Annotated in this window: 11 protein-coding genes and 1 pseudogene; 11 read left to right on the forward strand and 1 reads right to left on the reverse strand. The window is 39.9% G+C overall.

Going from position 1 to position 15,479, the window contains the following annotated elements; all coding sequences use genetic code 11:
* The first annotated feature begins 36 nt into the window (after positions 1-36).
* The 10 genes and pseudogenes from pcrA to MKX69_RS05305 all read left to right on the forward strand — a co-directional run bounded on the left by pcrA (position 37) and on the right by MKX69_RS05305 (position 12,034).
* Positions 37-2,271 carry a DNA helicase PcrA gene (gene pcrA / locus MKX69_RS05260; protein ID WP_002323985.1) on the forward strand — a complete coding sequence of 745 codons (2,235 nt, stop codon included), beginning with the start codon at positions 37-39 and terminating at the stop codon, positions 2,269-2,271.
* Between the two features lie 16 nt (positions 2,272-2,287).
* Complete coding sequence (ligA, locus tag MKX69_RS05265; protein WP_341009151.1) at positions 2,288-4,324, forward strand: NAD-dependent DNA ligase LigA; 2,037 nt, start codon at positions 2,288-2,290, stop codon at positions 4,322-4,324.
* A 105-nt stretch (positions 4,325-4,429) separates the two neighbouring features.
* Positions 4,430-4,735: an Asp-tRNA(Asn)/Glu-tRNA(Gln) amidotransferase subunit GatC gene (gene gatC / locus MKX69_RS05270; protein ID WP_002288477.1), complete on the forward strand. Its 306-nt coding sequence runs from the start codon at positions 4,430-4,432 to the stop codon at positions 4,733-4,735.
* The gene (gene gatA / locus MKX69_RS05275) at positions 4,735-6,207 is read left to right on the forward strand and encodes an Asp-tRNA(Asn)/Glu-tRNA(Gln) amidotransferase subunit GatA (protein ID WP_002326945.1); all 1,473 of its coding nucleotides are present in this window, start codon (positions 4,735-4,737) and stop codon (positions 6,205-6,207) included. The genes gatC and gatA overlap by 1 nt, the downstream gene beginning before the upstream one ends.
* The gene (gatB, locus tag MKX69_RS05280) at positions 6,204-7,634 is read left to right on the forward strand and encodes an Asp-tRNA(Asn)/Glu-tRNA(Gln) amidotransferase subunit GatB (RefSeq protein ID WP_086294110.1); all 1,431 of its coding nucleotides are present in this window, start codon (positions 6,204-6,206) and stop codon (positions 7,632-7,634) included. Before gatA ends, gatB begins: the two co-directional genes overlap by 4 nt.
* 9 nt (positions 7,635-7,643) lie before the next feature.
* Positions 7,644-8,699 (forward strand): diacylglycerol kinase, encoded by a 1,056-nt coding sequence (locus MKX69_RS05285; protein ID WP_002317640.1) that lies wholly within the window; start codon positions 7,644-7,646, stop codon positions 8,697-8,699.
* Between the two features lie 110 nt (positions 8,700-8,809).
* A complete protein-coding gene (rlmD, locus tag MKX69_RS05290; protein ID WP_002323988.1) occupies positions 8,810-10,183 on the forward strand; it encodes a 23S rRNA (uracil(1939)-C(5))-methyltransferase RlmD in 1,374 nt (457 codons plus the stop codon).
* 2 nt (positions 10,184-10,185) lie between these two features.
* Complete coding sequence (locus MKX69_RS05295; protein ID WP_002295229.1) at positions 10,186-10,314, forward strand: 30S ribosomal protein S9; 129 nt, start codon at positions 10,186-10,188, stop codon at positions 10,312-10,314.
* 440 nt (positions 10,315-10,754) lie between these two features.
* Complete coding sequence (locus MKX69_RS05300) at positions 10,755-10,943, forward strand: methionine synthase (protein ID WP_341010500.1); 189 nt, start codon at positions 10,755-10,757, stop codon at positions 10,941-10,943.
* Positions 10,944-11,020: 77 nt separating this feature from the next.
* Positions 11,021-12,034 (forward strand): annotated as a pseudogene (locus MKX69_RS05305) (alpha/beta hydrolase).
* A gap of 67 nt (positions 12,035-12,101) precedes the next feature.
* On the opposite strand, the gene MKX69_RS05310 reads toward MKX69_RS05305, so the two are convergent.
* Entirely contained in the window at positions 12,102-13,136 is a 1,035-nt protein-coding gene (locus tag MKX69_RS05310) for a LacI family DNA-binding transcriptional regulator (RefSeq protein ID WP_341009157.1), read from the reverse strand.
* Positions 13,137-13,249: 113 nt separating this feature from the next.
* On the opposite strand from MKX69_RS05310, the gene MKX69_RS05315 reads away from it, so the two are divergent.
* The gene (locus MKX69_RS05315) at positions 13,250-15,475 is read left to right on the forward strand and encodes an alpha-galactosidase (RefSeq protein WP_341009159.1); all 2,226 of its coding nucleotides are present in this window, start codon (positions 13,250-13,252) and stop codon (positions 15,473-15,475) included.
* The last annotated feature ends 4 nt before the right edge of the window (positions 15,476-15,479 follow it).

Raw genomic sequence — 15,479 nt, forward strand, 5'->3', positions numbered from 1 at the left:
TAATTAACAAGATTGATAAAAGAAAGGATGTTGTTAATGTCATCCAAAGCTGAATTATTAAACGGGATGAACCCCCGTCAGAAAGAAGCTGTTCTTCACACTGACGGACCATTACTGCTAATGGCAGGTGCAGGAAGTGGAAAGACGAGAGTGCTGACACACCGCATTGCCTATTTGATTGAGGAAAAAGAAGTCAATCCTTGGAACATCCTAGCGATTACTTTTACCAATAAGGCTGCAAAAGAAATGAAAGAACGTGTCAATGCGATTCTCGCATCTGGAGGCGAAGATGTCTGGGTATCGACTTTTCACTCGATGTGTGTGCGTATTTTAAGAAGAGATGTTGATTTTATCGGGTATAACCGGAACTTTACAATCATCGATTCTTCTGAACAGCTGACCTTGATGAAACGGATACTAAAAGAACTGAACATTGATCCGAAAAAATATGATCCTCGAAGTATATTAGGAACAATCTCTCAAGCAAAAAACAGTCTGCAGACCCCTCAGGATTTTACAAAAATGCAAGGTAGTTATTACGAAGAGATTGCGGCAAAATGTTATGCTGCTTACCAAAAAGAGCTTCAATATAATCAATGTATGGACTTTGACGACCTGATCATGAATACGATTCGGTTATTTGAAGAACATCCTGATTCACTCACATATTATCAAAACAAATTCCATTATATTCATGTAGATGAGTACCAAGATACAAATCACGCACAGTATACGCTAGTCAATTTATTGGCAGGTAGATTTAGGAACCTGTGCGTCGTGGGAGATGCAGATCAAAGTATTTACGGCTGGCGCGGTGCAGATATGCAGAACATCTTGGATTTTGAAAAAGATTATCCAGATGCTGCAGTAATTTTGCTAGAACAAAACTATCGCTCCACGAAAAACATCCTTAGCGCAGCAAACCAAGTCATTGAAAACAATAGCAATCGAAAACCAAAAAACTTATGGACAGAAAACAAAGAAGGAAACAAGATCACTTACTACCGTGCAGATAATGAACGAGACGAAACCCGTTTTATCGTAGACCGGATGCAAGAAGAGATTCGAAGCAATCATCGGAATTACGGCGACTTTGCCATCTTGTACCGGACGAACGCACAATCTCGTGTAATGGAAGAAACTCTGTTGAAAGCAAATATTCCTTATAAAATGGTTGGAGGGCACAAGTTCTACGATCGTAAAGAAATCAAAGATATTTTAGCGTATTTGAATGTGCTGGCAAATCCTCAAGATTCAATCAGTTTTGAGCGTATCGTTAATTCGCCCAAACGAGGCATCGGACCAGGATCTATCGAAAAATTACGCAGTTTTGCTTCTCTTCATGAATGGCCACTGCTTGAAGCAGCGCAAAATGTGGATTTGGCAAATATCGGTGGAAAAGCAGGACAGCAATTAGGTGCATTTGGAGAGATGATCCAAGAAGTCACTCAGATGATCCCATACTTGACAGTGACAGAATTGACGAAAGAGGTTTTGGATCGTAGCGGATATCTAGAAGACTTAAAAATCCAAAATACATTAGAAGCACAAGCACGCATCGAAAACTTGGAGGAATTTTTAACGGTCACACAAGAATTCGACAAACAATTCGAACAGCAAAATGAAGAAGACGCTGATGCACCAGAAGAAAAACTAACGGTCTTCTTGAATGATCTGGCACTTGTTTCCGACATTGACAATTTAGAAGAAGATGCTTCCCAAGTGACATTGATGACTTTGCATGCAGCCAAAGGATTAGAATTCCCAGTTGTATTCCTGATTGGTCTAGAAGAGGGGGTTTTTCCTTTATCTCGAGCATTGATGGAAGAAAGCGAACTGGAAGAAGAACGCCGTCTCGCATATGTGGGGATCACGCGAGCAGAAGAAGCGTTGTATTTAACAAATGCTTTCTCCAGAACATTATATGGACGGACGCAATATAACCGACCTTCTCGTTTTGTAGAAGAAATCGATCAGGAGTTACTGGAAATCGAAGGCATGCGTCCTACGCCTAAAAAAACACCTGTATTCGCTAAAAAAACAGCATATAGCTATAAACAGCCAGAGACAGCGGTTGTTCCCTCTAAAAGTGCTACTGGAGGGGAAAATAACAGCTGGAAACCTGGAGATAAAGTCAAACACAAAAAATGGGGTCTAGGAACAGTCGTCCGAGTAAGCGGGACGTCGAAGGATCTAGAACTAGATGTGGCTTTCCCAAGTCAAGGAGTAAAACGTCTTTTGGCTGCCTTTGCGCCAATTGAAAAAGCTTAGTAGTGGAGGGTAAATGATGGAACATGAAATGACGATTGACGAAGCTGCTAAACGAGCAGAAGAACTTCGTACAAGACTGAACCAATGGTCTCGCGAATACTACGTAGAAGATAAACCAACAGTGGAAGACTATGTTTATGATAAAGAATACGCAGAATTAGTAGCAATCGAGGAACAATATCCTGATTTGATCACGTCTGATTCTCCCACTCAACGAGTAGGCGGAAAAGTATTAGAAGGTTTTGAAAAAGTCACTCATGATATTCCGCTTTACAGTTTGAACGACGTTTTCAGCAAAGAAGAACTGATAGCTTTTGATCAACGTGTACAAAAAGCAGTGGGACGTGTAGTTGACTATTGCTGTGAACTAAAAATAGATGGACTTTCCGTTTCTTTGCGTTATGAAGATGGAAATTTCGTGAGAGGTGCGACTCGCGGGGATGGAACTGTAGGAGAAAACATCACTGAAAACCTAAAAACTGTCCGGTCGGTCCCAATCAAATTAAAAGAACCAATGAACATCGAAGTAAGAGGCGAATGTTTCATGCCAAAACGGTCATTTGTCCAATTGAACCAAGACAGAGAAGCAGAGGGAAAAGATATCTTTGCGAATCCTCGGAACGCCGCAGCTGGTTCTTTGCGTCAGTTAGATTCTAAAATCACAGCGAAAAGAAATCTGGACACTTTTTTATACACAGTAGCTGATTTCGGTCCTATGCAAGCAAAAAACCAGTATGATGCGCTAGAAGAGCTAGAAAAAATTGGATTCCACACGAATCGGGAAAAACGTCTATGTCATTCGATTGATGAAGTGTGGTCATACATTGAAGAATATCATGACAAACGTGTGGATTTGCCCTATGAAATCGATGGAATCGTCATCAAAGTGAATGAATTCTCGCTACAAGATCAACTTGGTTTTACTGTCAAAGCACCGAGATGGGCAGCAGCTTACAAGTTTCCGCCAGAAGAAGTTGAAACGCTAATCGAAAACATCGAATGGACAGTCGGTCGAACAGGGGTAGTAACGCCAACAGCTATCATGACACCAGTCCGAGTAGCAGGAACGACAGTAAGCCGTGCCAGCCTGCATAACGGTGATTATATTAAGTTGAAGGATATCCGCTTGAAAGATACAGTTCTGATTTATAAAGCGGGAGACATCATCCCAGAAGTTTCGCAAGTCGTGTTAGATAAACGACCTAAAGACAGCGAAGAATACCAATTGCCTACACATTGTCCAGTTTGTGGAAGTGAACTTGTCCATTTGGATGAAGAAGTAGCCTTACGGTGCATCAATCCTAAATGCCCTGCTCAAATGAAAGAAGGTTTGAACCACTTTGTTTCAAGAAATGCGATGAATATCGATGGGTTGGGGCCGCGCGTACTTGAACAGATGTATGATAAAAAACTAGTAGCAGATGTTGCTGATCTTTACAAATTGACAGAAGAAGAGTTATTGACGTTGGACAAAATAAAAGAAAAATCAGCAAATAATATTTTGACAGCAATCGACAACAGCAAAGATAATTCGGTCGAGCGGTTGATTTTCGGGTTAGGAATCCGACATGTCGGAGCGAAAGCAGCAAAAATTTTAGCAGAACATTTCGGTGATCTAGAAACATTGAGTAAAAGTGATTATGAGTCGATTATTGCGCTTGATACGATCGGTGATATCATTGCCGACAGTGTAGTCACTTATTTCAGTAACGAAGAAGTCCATGAATTGATGAATGAATTAAAACAAGCAGGCGTCAATTTCGAATACAAAGGGCTTCGAAATGCCCAATTGCAAGAAGTCGAGTCTCCTTTTAAAGAAAAAACAGTAGTCCTTACTGGTAAACTAACACGATTTACTCGTGAAGAAGCAAAAGAGACGATCGAAAATCTTGGCGGGAAAGTGACTGGTAGCGTATCGAAAAAAACGGATATCGTGGTAGCAGGAGAAGATGCTGGCAGCAAGCTGACCAAAGCACAAGAATTAGGAATCGAAGTTTGGACAGAAGATCAAATGGCAGATGTATTGGCTAAAAGTCGCTCAGTAGAAGAATGAAAAATGAGTTTTTTCAGACAAATTTCAATAAACAATTTCAGACACGGCACTCTTGTGTTAAAATAGAGAGCAAAGTTTTTAACTCGTTTAGAAAGAAGGGGTAGTATGGCGATTAGTGAAGAACAAGTGAAACACGTTGCCAAATTAGCAAAACTTGCATTCGCAGATGAAGAACTTGCAAGTTTTACCGACCAATTAGGTAAAATCATCGATATGGTTGAAATGCTGGAAGAAGTAGATACGGAAGGTGTTCCATTTACGTCGAATGTGGTTGAAACAGTAAACGTGATGCGACAAGATCGGGCGCAAGCTGGATGGAACCGCGATGAATTATTGAAAAATGTGCCGGAAACAGAAGACGGCTTTATCAAAGTACCCGCAATCATCGATAATGGGGAGGCTGGCGCATAATGACAGAATTACACAATCGTTCTCTAGAAGAACTGCATCATATGCTTGTATCGAAAGAAATCACTGTACAAGATTTGACAAAAGCAACATTTGAACGAATCAAAGAAACAGAGCCTGAGGTCGAAGCATTCATTACATTGAACGAAGAAAAAGCATTGGAACAGGCAAAAGCTTTAGATGAAAAAGGGATTGATGAAAGCAACGTCCTTGCTGGTATTCCAATTGGTATCAAGGATAATATCGTAACAAAAGATATCTTGACAACCGCTGCATCTAAGATCCTTTACAATTTTGAACCAATTTATGATGCAACGGTCATGGATAAAATCTATCAAGCAGATATGATCCCTGTTGGTAAGCTAAACATGGATGAATTTGCTATGGGTGGAAGTACAGAAACTTCTTATTTCAAGAAAACAAAAAATGCTTGGGACCCAACAAAAGTACCTGGTGGCTCTTCTGGTGGTTCTGCAGCAGCAGTTGCAGCTGGACAAATTCCAGTTTCTTTAGGTAGTGATACTGGGGGAAGTATCCGTCAACCAGCAGCTTTTAACGGCATCGTAGGGATGAAACCTACTTATGGCCGTGTCTCACGTTTTGGTTTGATTGCCTTTGCTTCATCTCTTGACCAAATTGGACCAATGACCCGTACGGTGAAAGATAATGCATTAGCATTGACAGCTATCAGCGGTTATGACGAAAAAGACGGTACTTCTTCAGGCGTTTCAGTTCCTGATTTTGCAGAGGGACTGACAGGCGACATCAAAGGAATGAAGATTGCTTTACCTAAAGAATACTTAGGCGAAGGTGTGGCCCCTGGCGTAAAAGAAGCTGTATTGAAAGCAGCAGAAACATTCCGTTCATTAGGTGCTGTTGTGGAAGAAGTCAGCTTGCCTCATTCAAAATACGGTGTGGCTGTTTATTATATCATTGCCTCATCAGAAGCAAGTTCCAACTTGCAACGATTCGATGGTATCCGCTACGGTTATCGCTCTGAAAATGTGAAATCATTAGATGATGTATATGTCAACTCACGTTCAGAAGGATTCGGTGAAGAAGTAAAACGCCGTATCATGTTAGGTACATTCTCCTTAAGTGCGGGTTATTATGACGCTTACTTCAAAAAAGCAGGACAAGTCCGTACATTGATCAAACGAGATTTTGAAAAAGTCTTTGCAGATTATGACTTGATCATCGGGCCATCTTCACCAACAGTTGCATTCGGAATCGGTGAGAACATTAACGATCCAATCACAATGTACATGAGTGACATCTTAACGATCCCTGTCAACTTGGCTGGACTTCCAGGTATGTCTGTACCGGCAGGTTTATCAGAAGGATTACCAGTTGGATTGCAGATCATCGGTGATTATTTTGATGAAAAAACGATGTATCAAGCGGCATATGCGTTTGAACAAGCAACAGAATTCCACACACAACAACCAGCTATTTTAGGAGGGAAAGACGAATGAATTTTGAAACAGTCATTGGACTAGAAGTCCACGTCGAGTTAAAAACCAACTCAAAAATTTTCTCTCCAGCGCCAGCTCATTTTGGTGCAGAACCAAACAGCAATACAAACGTGATCGACTGGGGTTATCCAGGCGTGCTGCCAGTAATGAATAAAGCTGCGCTGGAATTCGGGATGAAAGCAGCTTTGGCATTAAACTGTGAAATCTCTAAAGATACTCATTTTGACCGGAAAAATTATTTTTACCCAGATAATCCAAAAGCATATCAAATTTCCCAATTTGATCAACCAATCGGTCATGACGGATGGATCGAAATCGAAGTAGAAGGTAAAAAGAAAAAAATTCGGATCGAACGTGTCCATTTAGAAGAAGATGCTGGAAAAAACATGCATGGTATTGGCGGTTATTCTTACGTTGATTTGAACCGACAAGGCACGCCTTTGATCGAAATCGTTTCTGAAGCTGATATGCGTTCACCAGAAGAAGCATACGCTTATCTAGAAGCATTGCGTTCAATTATCCAATTTACAGAAGTCAGCGATGTGAAAATGGAAGAAGGCTCTATGCGCTGTGATGCCAATATTTCTCTTCGCCCTTATGGACAAGAAGAGTTCGGTACGAAAGCAGAATTGAAAAACTTGAACTCTTTATCTTTCGTGAAAAAAGGTTTAGCTTTTGAAGAAAAACGTCAAGCAAAAGTTCTTCTTTCAGGAGGAGAAATCCAACAAGAAACACGCCGTTTTGACGAAACAACGAATAAAACAGTTTTGATGCGTGTCAAAGAAGGGTCTAGTGATTATCGTTACTTCCCAGAGCCTGATATCCCGAAATTCGTGATCGATGACGAATGGATTCAAAAAGTAAAAGCTAGTTTGCCTGAGATGCCAGCTTCTCGTCGCGAACGCTATATCCGTGAGTTTGGTCTTCCAGAGTATGACGCAATGGTATTGACACTTACAAAAGAAATGTCTGATTTCTTTGAAGCTGTTTTGGAAAATGGTGCAGATGCCAAGCAAGCATCTAACTGGTTGATGGGTGAAGTTTCTGCTTACTTGAACAGTGAGAAACTGGAATTAGCTGAGACAAAATTGACACCTGAGAACTTAGCAGGAATGATTCGTTTGATCGCCGATGGAACGATCAGCTCAAAAATCGCCAAAAAAGTCTTCCGTGAATTGATCACAAATGGCGGAAAAGCCCAAGAAGTAGTTGAAAAAAATGGTTGGGTGCAATTATCTGATCCGAACAAACTGCTTCCAATCATTAATGAAATTTTGGATAACAACCAACAATCTGTCGATGATTTCAAAAATGGAAAAGATCGTGCGGTTGGCTTCCTAGTCGGTCAAATCATGAAAGCAACTAAAGGACAAGCAAATCCTGGTGTCGTGAATAAGCTACTTAAAGATGAATTAGCGAAACGATAGAGGCTGAAAATGAAAAAAGCACGCGTAATTTATAACCCCACCTCGGGAAAAGAATTATTGAAAAAAAATTTGGCGGATATCCTACAGTCATTAGAAGAAGCAGGATTTGAAGCCAGCGCCTATGCAACTACACCAGAACCAGATTCAGCCAAGAATGAAGCACGTAGAGTCGCAGAACTAGGTTTTGATCTAGTAGTGGCAGCTGGTGGCGATGGCACAATCAACGAAGTGGTTAATGGAATCGCTCCGCTTGAACACCGTCCTAAAATGGCCATCATCCCAGCTGGTACAACGAACGACTATGCTCGAGCATTAAAAATTCCTAGAGATAATATTAAAGCAGCAGCAGAAGTGATCAAAAAGCATCAAACCGTAAAAATGGACATCGGCCTTTCTGATAACAGTTACTTCATCAATATCGCTGCAGGTGGCTATTTGACAGAATTGACTTATGAAGTTCCATCAGAACTAAAGAGTATTTTTGGTTATCTTGCTTATCTTGCAAAAGGAGCAGAGATGCTCCCTCGAGTAAAGCCCATCAAAATGCGCTTGAAGTATGATGAAGGGGAATATATCGGAAATGCTTCGATGTTTTTCCTAGGGCTGACGAACTCTGTTGGAGGATTCGAACAGATCGCGCCAGATGCCAAATTGGATGATGGGAAGTTTTCTTTAATCATTGTGAAGACAGCAAATATCTTTGAGATCTTGCATATTGCGGCACTCATGCTGAATGGCGGTCGTCATGTCGATGATCCAAGAGTAATCTATACCAAAACAAGCAGTTTGTTCGTCGAAACAGAAGATGATATCAATCGACCAGTAATGATCAACTTAGATGGTGAATATGGTGGGGAAGCACCGATGCATTTCCAAAATCTTCATCAGCATATTGAGTTCTTTGCCAATACCGATCAGATTCCTGATGAAGCAATCACAGGCACAGATGAAGAAGAATTAGAGGTTGTTAGCAAAGAATTTGTAAAAGAAGTCGAACGTTTAACGGATGAAGATATCGACGGTGACGGAAAAATAGCAGACGAAACACCTAATCAAAAGAATTAATCAAAAGCCGGTGCTGAACGTAGTAAGGTCAGTGCCGGTTTTAGTTGTGTAATTAGCTGATTTATAGTAGAGTTCAGTAGGATTGAAAAATAGGCTTAAAGGAGCAAAATATGACAGAACAGCAAATAGTAAAGAAAAACGAACGATATACAGTCGAAATCGTCGACTTGAGTTATGAAGGAATGGGGGTAGCAAAAATCGATGGTTATCCATTATTTATCGAAAATGCACTCCCTGGAGAAGAAGTAGAAATACTAGTAGTAAAAGCAGGCAATAAGTTTGGATATGGAAAAGTCGAAACATTTATTACACAATCACCTGATCGTCAGCCTGTAGAAAACAATGCATTACTTCGCACAGGTATCGCACCTTTAGCCCATTTGAAGTATGAACAACAGCTTGTCTTCAAACAAAAACAAGTAGAGCATGTAATGGCGAAGATTGCTAAGATGCCAGAAGTTCCTGTACTTCCAACGGTCGGAATGGCAGAACCATTTGGCTACCGTAATAAAGCACAGATCCCTGTTCGCCGTATCGATGGACAGTTAGCCACTGGTTTTTACAAAAAGAATAGCCATGATCTAGTCCCTATCGAAGATTTTTATATCCAAGATCCTGTCATCGATCAGGCAATCAAAGTAGTCAGAGATATCTTGCAACGGTTCCAAGTACGAGGATATAATGAAGAAAAAAATGAAGGACAGCTTCGTCACATCATTATCCGTCGTGGTCATTATTCCCATGAAATGATGGTCGTTTTAGTTACTCGTAAAGAAAAATTTTTTAAATCCAAGGAAATTGCTGAAGCCATTCATGAAGAATTGCCAGAAGTGGTTTCGGTCATCCAAAATATCAATGAAGAAAAAACAAATGTGATTTTAGGAGACAAAGAAAAAGTTTTATATGGCAGAGACTATATCGAAGATCAGCTATTAGGAAAAACCTATCGAATCTCAGCGAAGTCATTTTATCAAGTAAATACTCAACAAGCAGAGTATTTGTACCAAACAGCCATCGAATTTGCCGAGTTGGATAAAAAAGACATTGTGATCGATGCTTATTCAGGAATAGGTACAATCGGATTGTCTCTAGCTGACAGAGTAGATAAGGTATATGGGATGGAAGTTATTCCAGAAGCAATTGAAGATGCACAGTTCAATGCCTTAAATAATAAAATCGAAAATGTTCATTATGAAGTCGGGAAAGCAGAAAAAGTCATGAAAAAATGGCAAGAAAAAGGGGTCAAACCATCTGTGATCGTAGTAGACCCTCCACGTAAAGGATTAGATCATCATTTTATTGAATCAGCAATCGAAATGTCACCAGAACGAATCGTCTATATCTCTTGTAATCCAGCAACTTTTGCAAGAGATGCTAAGTTATTTGCAGAAGCAGGTTACGCCGTGAAGAAAGTTCAGCCTGTAGATCTTTTCCCGCAAACCCATCATATCGAATTAGTCGCTTCATTCGTTAAAGGAGAATAAAAATGGACCAAAAAGAAAAAATGAAAGAATTGATCAAAAAGAAACAAGGTGGAGGCCGATCCAAACAAATGGAAACACCTAAGAATGATCGTAAAAACATGAGAAAAGGCCCTAAAATCTTTAATAAATAGACGTGCTAAAGAAAGACTAAGGAGCGTTAACTTTTGTTATTGTTTCTTAGTCTTTTTAGTTAGTCTACATTATTTTGGCGATTTGCCAATAAGGACTGATGAGTTGTGCAAAATCAAATCTGGGTCAGAATGAACGTCATTCTGTCTCAGATTTTTCGTTATTTCAATTTGATTAACTGATTGATCAAAAAGATTTTTATTTTCATATTCTCAAATGATTCAACACTAAATATACATATTTGACGCGGAAATTATTATTCGATTTGGGCGGCATCAGGGGGTTATAACGACGTAGCAGACCCATTATTTTACTCAAGAAAATGTCCGTGCCTACTATTTAGAATACGATAGTGGACGTGCTGGGAGCTTTGTTCTTTTAGAGAAAGTCTCTGAAGATAAATTAGTTGTCTTAGATTTTGACTGTAACGAAAAATGGCGAAATGGAAGAGCACCAGCAAGTGATTGACCGGATCTACGAAGCGACACGATATCTGCCTTTGGATCGTTTGTGCTTAAGTCCTCAATGTGGATTTGCTTCAACAGAAGAAGAAAATGTTTTGTTTGAAGAACAATGGAAAAAATTTTTTTTGTCAAAAGCATTGCAGAAGAAGTTTGGGGAAAATCATTAAATCATCTAGGAGAGCTTGATAGGAAATAACACTATGGTATAATCAGAATGCTTAATACTAACTACTGAGGGAGCCTTATGAAAAAGAAAATTCTTAAATTTATCGGATGGTTCTTCGGAATCATTCTTGGGATCGCGTTTGCAATCTTTCTTGCCTTCCAGCTTTCCCCCAGACCTGGAGCATTCTTGATCAACCATATGTTTTCAAATACTGTTCAAATCACTGATAAAAAAACGTTCGATCAAGCAGAAAAAAACGTGGCGAAAAAAACAGATTTGACGTATGAGTCCAAGTATAAAGAGAATACTTATGACATCTACTATCCAAAAAACAGCAAGGGGCCTGTTCCTGTTCTATTTTGGGTACATGGTGGAGGATTCGTCGGCGGAGATAAATCGGGTGTCAAAGAATTTGCGACAAAATTAGTTTCAGACGCCAACATCGCAGTGGTTGCGATGAATTATGAATTAGCGCCTGATTCAGAATACCCTAATCAAGTTCTTCAAGTGAATGAACTGATTAAAGATTTATTAGCTGAAGAAAAAGACGACAAATTGCTAGACATGGAACAATTATTTTTTGGTGGAGATAGTGCAGGTTCACAAATCGCATTGCAATATGCAGCTATACAAACGAATGACGCGTATGCTAAACAAATGAAAATCAAACAGCTACTTCCAAAAGATAGTCTGAAAGGAACCATTTCTTATTGCGGACCTGTTGATTTGAAGCTAACAGCACAGCAGCATTCGGATGATCGATTTATGAAGTTTTTCGTCAAAACCGTTGCGTGGTCGTTGATTGGAACAAAAGATTGGAAAACGAGTGAGCAATTGAAAGAAGCCAGTGTGGCTGACCATGTTTCTAAGGAATTTCCGCCAACGTATATAACTGACGGAAATGCTTACTCATTCCAAAAACAAGGTCAAGCATTAGAAAACTGATTGACAGAATTAAAAGTACCCGTGCAATCCTTGTTTTATACAGATACAAAAAAAGAGATTACTCATGAATACCAATTTGATTACACGTTAAAAGAATCGCAAAATTGTTACCAGCAGACATTGGATTTTGTGAATAAGTATAAGTAAGAGGCTGTGATCCTTCCGTTTAGTTTTGAGTATGAAGAAACTAAGCGGCTTTTTCACAACCTCTTTTTCAATATCTTTTTGTTCTTGGGATAAAACTATCCCGAACAATCAATCGCGCAGGATAAGTCAAAATGATCGGTTCATCACGTATACCGTCAATTCGCTCCAATGCCATTCGAACAGCTGCTTGCCCAATTGATTTTGCATTGATTTGAACACTGGTCAAGCCAGGCGAGAGATTTGCAATTGTCTCGATATTATCGAAGCTTGCTACAACAATCTCTTCTCCAATTTGGATGTTTTTTTGCTTCAATGCCTGATAGACACCGATTGCCATTGGATCGCTCCCGACAAGAATGGCAGTAGGAAGAGGGGATTCATTTTCTAATAGATCAGTCGCAAGTACCTCACCTTGTTTTTCTGTCCAGCCACCTAGACGATAAGACATATATTTTTCTAAGTGATGATCGATCATAAAATGCTGATAGGCACGCATCCTCTTTTCATTTATAGAAATCTGCTTCCCACCGAATTCATCCATATCGACTTTATATCCCCCGATATAGGCTATTCTTTTATGACCATTTTCTAAGAACAATTCCAGTACGGTTTTAGTCATCCGTTCAAGATCTGCATACACCATATCGACCTCTTGCTGGATGTCAGGGTTATCCACGACGACTATTTGCATGTTTTGTTTTAACAAGGCGGTAATCGATTCTTTCGTAACAGTCCCAACAACGATCACCGCACCTAACTGATCTAGATCTTCCCATTGTTTAGGATTATCAGATAGATTATAGATTCGATTCATCCCTAAATGCAGACGTCGAGCTTCTTCTTCCATCCCTACTCGCAAATGTTTGTAATAGATATCCTGTTCTTCGCTCGCTTTGCCGATCGTAGAGATCACACCAATCGAAGGCATTCTCTTTTTGATATATTTACGAGTACTGATGTCATAATCCAACGCAGCAGCTGCCTCTACTATCCGTTGCCGAGTAGCCTGAGCCACATGGATCGTCTGATCGTTATTCAACACGCGGGAAACTGTAGCAGGAGAGACATTTGCCTTTCGTGCGACATCTCTAATTCCAACCATTTTTACACACTCCTCAAAAAAATAAAAAATTTTTATTGACAAAATTGTTTAGTAAACAGTATACAGGAATTATAAAAAAAGTAAACGGTTTCCGTTTTGATGGGAGTGAAATGATGGATATTACGCATAGAAAAACAGATAAAAATTTCATCTTATTTGATGAAAAGAGCCGAGTCTTCCATTTACGAAATACCTTTCTTTCTTATCTGATAAAGATAGAAGAAAGCAATGTATTGGCGCATATTTATTTTGGCAAACCAGTCAAGCAGTACAAAGACAATAAAAATTATCCCCGAAGAGATCGTGGATTTTCAGGAAATGTTCCCTTAAATCCTGACCGGTCTCTGTCGAAAGATACACTACCGCAAGAATACTCTTCTCATGGCAGCATGGACTTTCGAACGCCCGCATCGATCATTCAGCGCAAGAATGGGTCAGACTTACTGGATCTGAGATATGACAGCCATTATATTACAGATGGGAAGCCAGAGATCGAAGGCTTGCCTCAAACTTATGTGATGGACAAGTCAGAGGCACAAACGTTGGTGATTTCACTTAAGGATAGAGAAACAGCGATTTATTTCGATTTGTTCTATACCATATTTACTGATAGAGCAGTGATCACACGATCTGTAAAGATAAGAAATGAAACCGGAAAAACAATCAAACTAGAAAAAGCAGCTAGTTTCCAGCTAGACTTTGCCCATACTAGGCGATTTGATGAAGTCATTGCTTTGCCAGGAGCACATGTCAATGAAAGACAGATTTCACGGCAATCTGTTTTATCTGGAACAAAAGTATTTGAAAGCCGTCGAGGAACGAGCAGTCACCATATGAATAACTTTATTGCTTTAGTTCACCATCATACGACAGAAAATACTGGAGAAGCGATCGGACTTCAATTTGTTTATTCCGGCAACCATTCTTTCGAACTTGAAAAAGATCAAATCAATCAATTGAGAGTCGTCGGTGGGATCAACAGCCATCGTTTTTCGTGGGAATTGAATGCAGGCCAGTCTTTTCAAACACCTGAAATGATCCTTTCTTACTCAAATCAGGGATTGAACAAAATGAGTCAGATCCACCATGAGTTGCTACGTGAAAGAATCGCAAGAGGTCGTCATCAATTTGCTGAACGGCCGATTCTGGTCAATAACTCGGAAGCCACTTACTTTGACTTCAATAGTGAAAAAATCAAGGCGATCATTGATGAAGCAAAGAAGCTAGGCATCGAAATGTTCGTATTAGATGATGGCTGGTTTGGAAAAAGAGATGCGGACAATTCTTCATTAGGAGACTGGTTCGAGTATGAAGGCAAGTTGACAAATGGATTACGTGAAATAGCAGATTATGCTCATAGCAAAGGATTGAAATTTGGTTTATGGTTTGAACCTGAAATGATCTCGGTTGATTCTGAACTGTATCGAACACATCCTGATTTTCTTATGCAGGAGCCAGGTAGAATGCCTTCTGCTTCCAGATCACAACATGTACTGGATTTTACAAGGTTAGATGTTCGACAGACGATTGAGAAACAAATGAGAAAGATTTTAGATACGATTCCTCTTGACTACATCAAATGGGATATGAACCGTTCGCTTTCAGATGTCTATTCGATTACCCTTGACCCACAGAGACAAGGAGAAGTAGCGCATCGTTATATGCTCGGGCTTTATGAACTACTTGAACATTTGACAACTGATTATCCGGAAATCTTATGGGAAGGCTGTTCTGGTGGAGGTGGACGGTTTGATGCCGGGTTTATTTATTATATGCCGCAGTCATGGACAAGTGATAACACGGATGCAGTGGAGCGTATGAAAATCCAATATGGAACAAGTCTTGCTTATCCGATTTCGTCCATCACAGCTCATGTATCAGCCGTACCAAATCATCAGACCGACAGATCTACTTCGTTGAAAACAAGAGGAGAAACAGCTATGAGCGCTGTTTTTGGTTATGAACTGGATTTGACAAAGCTGTCTCCTGAAGAAAAAAAGCAAGTAAAAGACCAAATTATATCCTATCAAACGATTCGTCCGGTGATCCAGTATGGCCATTATTATCGTTTGGCGAGTCCTTTTGAAGAAAATATTGCCGCATGGATGTTTGTGTCTCCTAAACAAGATGAAGCTATTGTGTTTTTAGGGAGGATACTAGCTTCAGCTCAACCAGCGTTCCATGAAGTATATCTGATGGGGTTAGATGATGAGGCACTTTATCAGGAACAGACCTCGAAGCGGATATTTTCGGGGGCCGAATTGATGACAGTTGGACTTTACTTCCCCGATTTTCAAGGTGATTTCCAAACAGAACTGCTTCATTTCAAAAAGTTATGAGAGA

Origin of the sequence: Enterococcus sp. FSL R5-0957, assembly GCF_038008005.1 — a bacterium.
Taxonomy (GTDB): Bacteria; Bacillota; Bacilli; order Lactobacillales; family Enterococcaceae; genus Enterococcus_B; species Enterococcus_B faecium.